The organism is Bacteroidia bacterium (assembly GCA_019695265.1).
Lineage (GTDB): Bacteria > Bacteroidota > Bacteroidia > JAIBAJ01 > JAIBAJ01 > JAIBAJ01.
This window is the reverse complement of record JAIBAJ010000138.1, coordinates 1-7,079: the sequence shown is the minus strand read 5'-3', so window position 1 is coordinate 7,079 and position 7,079 is coordinate 1. Positions and strand designations below refer to the sequence as shown.

Annotated in this window: 6 protein-coding genes; 2 read left to right on the top strand and 4 right to left on the bottom strand. The window is 38.9% G+C overall.

Going from position 1 to position 7,079, the window contains the following annotated elements; genetic code table 11:
* Positions 1–269: 269 nt before the first annotated feature.
* Both K1X82_14100 and prfB read right to left on the bottom strand, forming a co-directional pair.
* Positions 270–2,000 (bottom strand): S41 family peptidase, encoded by a 1,731-nt coding sequence (locus K1X82_14100; protein MBX7183239.1) that lies wholly within the window; start codon positions 1,998–2,000, stop codon positions 270–272.
* A 97-nt stretch (positions 2,001–2,097) separates the two neighbouring features.
* A complete protein-coding gene (gene prfB / locus K1X82_14095) occupies positions 2,098–3,117 on the bottom strand; it encodes a peptide chain release factor 2 (protein MBX7183238.1) in 1,020 nt (339 codons plus the stop codon).
* A 154-nt stretch (positions 3,118–3,271) separates the two neighbouring features.
* Here prfB and rnpA point away from each other — a divergent pair, with 154 nt between their 5' ends.
* Positions 3,272–3,682: a ribonuclease P protein component gene (gene rnpA, locus K1X82_14090; GenBank protein MBX7183237.1), complete on the top strand. Its 411-nt coding sequence runs from the start codon at positions 3,272–3,274 to the stop codon at positions 3,680–3,682.
* Positions 3,654–3,863 carry a membrane protein insertion efficiency factor YidD gene (gene yidD, locus K1X82_14085; protein ID MBX7183236.1) on the top strand — a complete coding sequence of 70 codons (210 nt, stop codon included), beginning with the start codon at positions 3,654–3,656 and terminating at the stop codon, positions 3,861–3,863. The genes rnpA and yidD overlap by 29 nt, the downstream gene beginning before the upstream one ends.
* Here the strand turns inward: yidD and K1X82_14080 are convergent.
* Both K1X82_14080 and K1X82_14075 read right to left on the bottom strand, forming a co-directional pair.
* The gene (locus K1X82_14080) at positions 3,860–4,597 is read right to left on the bottom strand and encodes a hypothetical protein (protein MBX7183235.1); all 738 of its coding nucleotides are present in this window, start codon (positions 4,595–4,597) and stop codon (positions 3,860–3,862) included. The two genes, yidD and K1X82_14080, sit on opposite strands and share 4 nt — an antisense overlap.
* Before the next feature lie 5 nt (positions 4,598–4,602).
* The gene (locus tag K1X82_14075; GenBank protein MBX7183234.1) at positions 4,603–7,029 is read right to left on the bottom strand and encodes a penicillin acylase family protein; all 2,427 of its coding nucleotides are present in this window, start codon (positions 7,027–7,029) and stop codon (positions 4,603–4,605) included.
* Between the last annotated feature and the right edge of the window lie 50 nt (positions 7,030–7,079).

The following is a 7,079-nucleotide window of genomic DNA, read 5'->3' as shown; positions in this document are numbered from 1 at the left end:
TGCGGGATATTTTTGACATTGCGTATCCATTGGTTAGTGACAATGGTATGCGCATCATCAAAATTGAAAGGATTATTGAAATGGTTGGAATAAGTGATACCGGTTACAACCAGCATCAAAGCAATTAATCCAAGTACAATTTTATCTTTCAAGAGTTCCTTCATTTCCGGTAGCATTTCCAATACGGATGCAAAGAAAATGAATCTATGCAAATGAGGAAGAAAAAAAGCCCGAACTTGAGGTACGGGCTTTTATATAATCGAGTTTAATTATTCTCTGGCTTTAAACTCCGAGTATTCTTTTCCATTAATAGCTTTTATGGCTGCTTCAACCTCTTTGCTTCCTTGGTTAATAACCCTGTAAAAGCCTTCATTTTGCCATTGGTTTGAGGCAATTCTGGCTTTTATCTGTTCCAAAATAGTTGGTAAAGATTTTTCATACCCTTTAGCATATTCTTGGGCAGCCAATTTTCTGGCATACTCTTGAAAATCTTTCAATTTCGGATCATCCATTTTAAGGCCTGGAACTGTTTTTTTAATTTTAGCCAACATTAAGCTATCTGTTTTTGCATCAAAGTTTCCTTCTTTTTTCACCCCTTCCTTTTCGGCAAAGGCAATGAATTCAGGCAAAACGGTTTTTGGATCGAAACGTGCTATATAGGTGTCTAAATCAGGGTATTTAGCGGCAAACCCTTTACGATCCTTTTCAATATAACTAAAGGCAAATTGATTGAAAACTCCTTTACTAAAAAGGTCGGTTAAATAATCGGAGTTTTCCGTTGTATCAACCGGGATAAAGATATCGGGGATGATACCACCTCCACCATAAACAACTCGCTTATTGGCGGTATAATATTTCACTGTATCACCAACATGAATGCTATCCTTACTAAAATACTCACCACTTTTTTGGCGGCGGGCTCTTTCCTGGTAATAATCATCTTTACCTTCGTCATACGGTCTTTGAATACAACGTCCGGCCGGGGTATAATACCGAGCGGTGGTAAGTTTAAGTACCGATCCATCGCGGAGAGTAAAAGGATTTTGAACCAAACCTTTACCGAAGGACCTTCTTCCAATAATAAGGCCTCTGTCCCAATCTTGAATAGCACCACTTACAATTTCAGAAGCTGATGCTGAACCTTCGTCAATCAACACTACCAATCGGCCTTTGGTTAATTTACCTCTTCCATCGGCACGAAATTCCTTTTTAGGGCTCGAAACCCCTTCTGTGTAAACAATGAGGTTGGAATTTTGAAGGAATTCATTGGCTAAATCGTTGGCTGTGTTGAGATAGCCACCTGAATTTTGGCGTAAATCAAGCACAAAATGTTTCATCCCGGCCGCTTGCAATTTTTTAAGTCCATCGTTAAATTCTTGCATGGTAGTTTGGGCAAATCTATTCACCTTGATATACCCAATTTCCGGGGTAAGCATATAGGAAGCATCGACGGAGAAGATTGGAATTTTATCACGAACGATGGTGTATTCAATGAGTTTTTTCTCACCTCTTCTCATGATGCTAATTCTGACTTTGGTTCCTTTTGGCCCTCTAAGTTTTTTAATAACATCGTTATTGGTTATTTTGATACCGGCCACGGTAGTATCCTCAATTTTCACAATTTTATCACCTGCCATGATTCCCAACTTTTCAGAAGGGCCACCGCTAATGGTAGCTTGAACCACAATGGTATCTTTCATGATATTGAATTGAACCCCAATTCCATCAAAATTACCTTTAAGGGGTTCATTCATTTCTTTAAACTCCTTCACGGTCATATATTCGGAGTGTGGATCTAAGTCCTTGGTCATAGCAATTACTGCATCTTCCACCAGTTTATCCTGATTCACAGTGTCCACATACGAACGGTCAATCAATTCCAACACATCATCAAACTTCAGTTTAGCTTCGCCATAGATGGTACGTTGGGCGTAAGAAGATTGAATCAAAAGCCCTGAAAGAAGGGCAATTCCAAGGAACTTATTCATAATTTTTTGCATAAAATTCATTCTAATCGGCGGACTAAATTACCTAAAATGATGCCAAATCAGGATCTAGAAGTCGGGGTTAACAGATTTTGTGGTTAAACGGGCGGGATTAGTCACCATATTCCATCAGCCATGCTTTGATAAAAGGGTTTAAATCTCCATCCAAAACACCTTGTGCATCGGAGGTTTCGTAATTGGTGCGAAGATCTTTAACTAGTTTATAGGGGTGCAAAACGTAATTCCGAATTTGGGATCCCCATTCAATTTTCATTTTAGAACCTTCAATAGCATCAATTACTTCACGTCTTTTTCGGAGTTCGATTTCGTACAGTTGAGACTTCAAAAGTTTAAGCGCATTTTCCCTATTGTTTTGTTGGGAGCGACTTTCTTGGTTTTTAATAACAATTCCGGTTGGTTTATGAATAACCCGAACCGCTGTTTCAACTTTATTCACATTTTGTCCACCCGCCCCACCCGATCTAAAGGTGTCCCATTCAAGGTCGGAAGGGTTTATATCAATTTGTATGGTATCATCAATGACGGGGTATGCATAAACCGAGGCAAAGGAAGTATGCCGTTTGGCATTTGCATCAAAAGGAGAAATTCGTACCAATCGATGTACTCCATTTTCTCCTTTTAAATGGCCATAAGCATATGGGCCTTCAAATTCAAGCGTTACTTGAGTAATACCGGCAATATCGCCTTCCTGCAGGTCAATTTCTTTGATTTTATAGCCATTTTTTTCACCCCACATGATGTACATACGCATTAACATGGAAGCCCAATCGCAACTTTCAGTGCCACCTGCACCGCTATTGATGGTAATAACAGCATTTAAGGCATCTTCTTTTCCACTTAGCATCTTTTTGAATTCCATATCTTCTAAAGATTGCTGAGTTTCCTTGAACTGGCCTTCCAAATCTGATTCAGAGGCTTCACCTTCTTTAAAGAACTCAAACATGGTTTGTAAATCTTCCATGCTTTTATCCAGCTTAGCAAAACCTTCTGTCCAGGATTTCTTCTCGCTAATTTTCTTTAGAATCTCTTCGGCCTTTTTGGGATCATCCCAGAATTTAGGATCATGTGTAATGGTTTCCTCTTCAGCAATTTGACGTAACTTAGTATCGATGTCAAAGAGACCTCCTTAACGCCTGCTGGCGCTCACTGAAAGCAGTGATCTGTTCCTGTGTAATCATGGGGCGAAGGTATAAATTTGTTTGGGAAGAATAAAATAGGAAAAGAATTCCTAATCATTCAAAGCCAAACTCAGCTAGTTTTGCATCATGGCCACCTTTACCAAGAATGAAAGACTATGCGGAAAGAAGCAGGTAGAGCAGCTTTTTAACGAGGGTAAAGCATTTATGGCTTATCCATACAGGGTTTTGATTCATTGGGTAGATGATTCCAATCAAGAACCTTGTCAAGTGTTGGTAGTGGTTTCTAAACGGAGTTTCAAACGGGCACATGATCGAAACAGAATAAAACGCCAAACCAGAGAGATTTGGCGTCATAAAAAAGAACTTCTTTATCAGGAATTAATAAGTTCGAACAAGAAATGCCATTTGGGATTAGTTTTTGTGGGAAAACAACTTCCTGTTTACGGAGAATTGGAGAAGGGAATAAATAAACTACTTAAAGAATTGGGAAATCATGTTGGAAAAAATGATGGGACAAGGAATGATATTGCTAATTAAATTCTATAAACAAGCTATTTCTCCATACTTACCACCTACCTGCAGGTACACTCCAACCTGTTCGCAATATGGAATAGAGGCAATTCAGAAATACGGCCCATGGAAAGGGGGATTTTTAACTTTAAAAAGGATTCTTTCTTGTAACCCATGGGGTGGCCATGGTCATGATCCTGTTCCTTAATTAGCAATAAATTCAAATACCAAACCGCCATTTCCAGACAAACCGGTCATAGCGAAATTGCCATATTTTGGCACATCAGCTACCTTATTCTTCCAGGCCATGTTGGAGAAGTCTCCATAATACTGAATTCCGGCAAATGCTGATACCCCTTTGAATAACACAACCTTAATAGTTATGCCCATTTTTAAGGCAGAGAATTTATTTACTGCAGGAACATAGTTAGGGAATCTTGAAATTCCTCTGGATAGTAATTTTAGTTCACCAAAGTCCCAACCAGCGCCTACCAAGAAATCTATTTTGGGCTTGTTAGGCAGCAAGTCGTATCGAATTTCAATAGGAATTTTATAACCTGAGAGCATTAAAGAAACAGAATCGTTTATATGTAGAAATTGGGGCAACAAATATTGAAAACCTGAAATTAGAATTACCTTGTATTTCCTAACCACATCCAAATTTTCCATAAAGCCAATTCCAACATACTGTAGGTTAGAGAAGGCATTCTTTGGGCCATATTTTTGAGTAATTGAAGAATTTACCGACTGAAAATCGACAAAAACCGATTCATAAGAGGGGAAAAAACCGATTGTGATAATTTCCTCTGAATCAGCAGTATCAATTGAGGATTGAATGATTTTCCTGGTATCTTCCTTTTCGGTTGAATGAAGAAATTTCTGGGAAAAAACAAGCTGAGAAAAAAAGAAAAAGAAAAGCGAGAACAAAATCCTATTTGTCATTTGCCTTAATTTACCTTCCAGGTGCTCATCACATGATTGGAGTCAACCTTTCCAGGCTGGAAGAAATTCAGTTTATAATATTTATCATTACTCCAATTATCCACAAACTCAATGTAGTGGTAGCTACCGGGGTTTCCACTCTGTCCGCCGGGATATACACCATAAGCTTCAACGTGGGGTCCTAGTTGCACAACCATTCTCCAGCTTGGACCATGGTGTTCAGAAATAGCATCAACACAATTTTTTTCACCTCCAACACCAACATGAAACACGCCGAATGCGGGGATTTTAGCCAGATGGTCCACAGAGGTATGTTTAAATATGCCCCATCTCATATCGTAACTCGTATTAGCAACTTTATCATAGTGTTTTTCGGCAGTCCAATAAAAGGCATCATAGGTTAATGTAACTGCATTTTCCCGTAAACCTTTGGTACGTTTAGCATCGAAATAATCGCTATTGGGCTCCAGGTTCATCATTCGAATAGTTGCATCTAAGCTAGGCCATTTCATCCTGCCTTCCTTTACCGGAATTTCGTCCCAAATGAGAGCCATCATAGTATCGGTCCAAAATTTATAGATGGAAGGAGAAACAATTCCTGAATACATTTGATAATCCCATTTTTTTATTTCGTTCCAAGCTCTGCCTTCGGCTTTCATATTATGGAATGCATTATTCTTAAGGTATTTAACCAACAGTGGCATAGTTTCTTCTGCTTTAATGCTGTACTTATCGCATTGCAATTGAAGCATAGAATCTATTGTTATTCCATTCATTCGAGTTAATTCATTGTTAATTCGGCGGTTCCGATACATTTCATAAACACCTGAATACCAATATGGATATGTTTCATCGGTAGGGTGTTGGTTAGCGGAAGAAACAAATCCACGTTCCGGATTAAGGACGTGAGGATTTTGATCTTGAGGGATATACCCTTGCCAATCATTCAAAGGTTCGGAACCATCCATAACAAACTTACCTTGATCCTTCCATTTGGCTGGCAAATGACCTTGCTCCCAGATAGCAATGTTATTACCTGCATCCGCATAGACAAAATTTTGGGCAGGACACTGAAAATGCTTGAGAGCATCCACATAATCGTTGTAATTTTTTGCCTTATTTAGCTTAAACATGGTCATTAACTCATTTGAAGGATTAAGGGCTTCCCATTTCACCGCCAGGTTCAAGTTACTACCAACTTTACTTTTAGTTCCCTTTTCATAAACCACCGGACCGTGGTGAGTATAAACAACTGTATCAATTACATCGGCTTGGCCGCGGACCTTGATTACTTCCACTACTTTGGTAGTTTTTCTCCATTCACCGTTGAATTTATATTCGTTTTTAGATTGGTCTTTAAATTCAATGCTGTACCAATCTTTTACATCCATGCTTCCATTAGTAACCCCCCAAGCGATAGAATCATTAAAACCAATAATAACGGCAGGCGCTCCGGGAAGTGATGCTCCATATACATTCATTCCCGGCATAGTTAATTGGCATTCATACCAAATAGAAGGCAGATTTAGGGAGAGATGAGGATCATTGCAAAGAATGGGATATCCACTAGCGGTTTTTTTACCTGATACAGCCCAATTGTTAGAACCCACATTATCCGGGTAATCTTTTGGAACAGTTTCGAGGACTTTAGAATCGATGGAGACTTTTTGAGGAGCTACCGGAGTTATTGCTGCTGGTTGAAAGGGAGTTCCTTTGGGCACTATGGGATCTTGTTTATCATAAAAATTAGGAAAAAGTTTATCAAAATCTGCCTTGCCCAGAAGATTTAAAAGGTTAGTATTTTCAAAGTCATATTCTTGTACGGTCAGCATATTAGCCATATACTTCAGAAGAAGCACACATTTAATTTCAGACCAGGGTTCGGGATGGTAATCTAGCAATTTATATTCCAACGGTTTAGATTTGGAATCCAAGGTTTTTATGTAGGCATTTACGCCATCAGTATAAGCAGTTACTATGGCATTGGTAAGACTATCTTTTTTGAAAATCTCCAATGATTTTTCGGCAGAATGTGGCAAACCAAGTCTTCGAAAATTTCTATCCAAGTCCAAGGTTTTGGCACCCAACACTTCACTAAGCCTGCCGGATGCAGCTCTGGTTTGGGTTTCCATTTGCCAAAGTCGATGAGTTGCAGTGATATAGCCTTGCAAGAAATAAAGATCGTGTAGGTTTTTGGCTTCAATATGAGGCACAAGTCTTTCGTCAAAAACCACAGAAGCAGAATCGGACATTCCATCGATTTTCTTAGAAACTTCGGCGTTTTGATTGTTATGTTCGGCATTTTGCCAAAAACCTGAATATGGGTCGAAGAATTTACCAAGAGGAGGAATAACGGTGATTCGGTTATTTAATACCCAGATTAGTCCTAACAGGCTGATGAAGGATATTAGGAACTTAAGTTTATTATTCATGAAAAAAGGAGGTCTAATTTACTTTTTCTTCGCTATAAATTGCCATCATT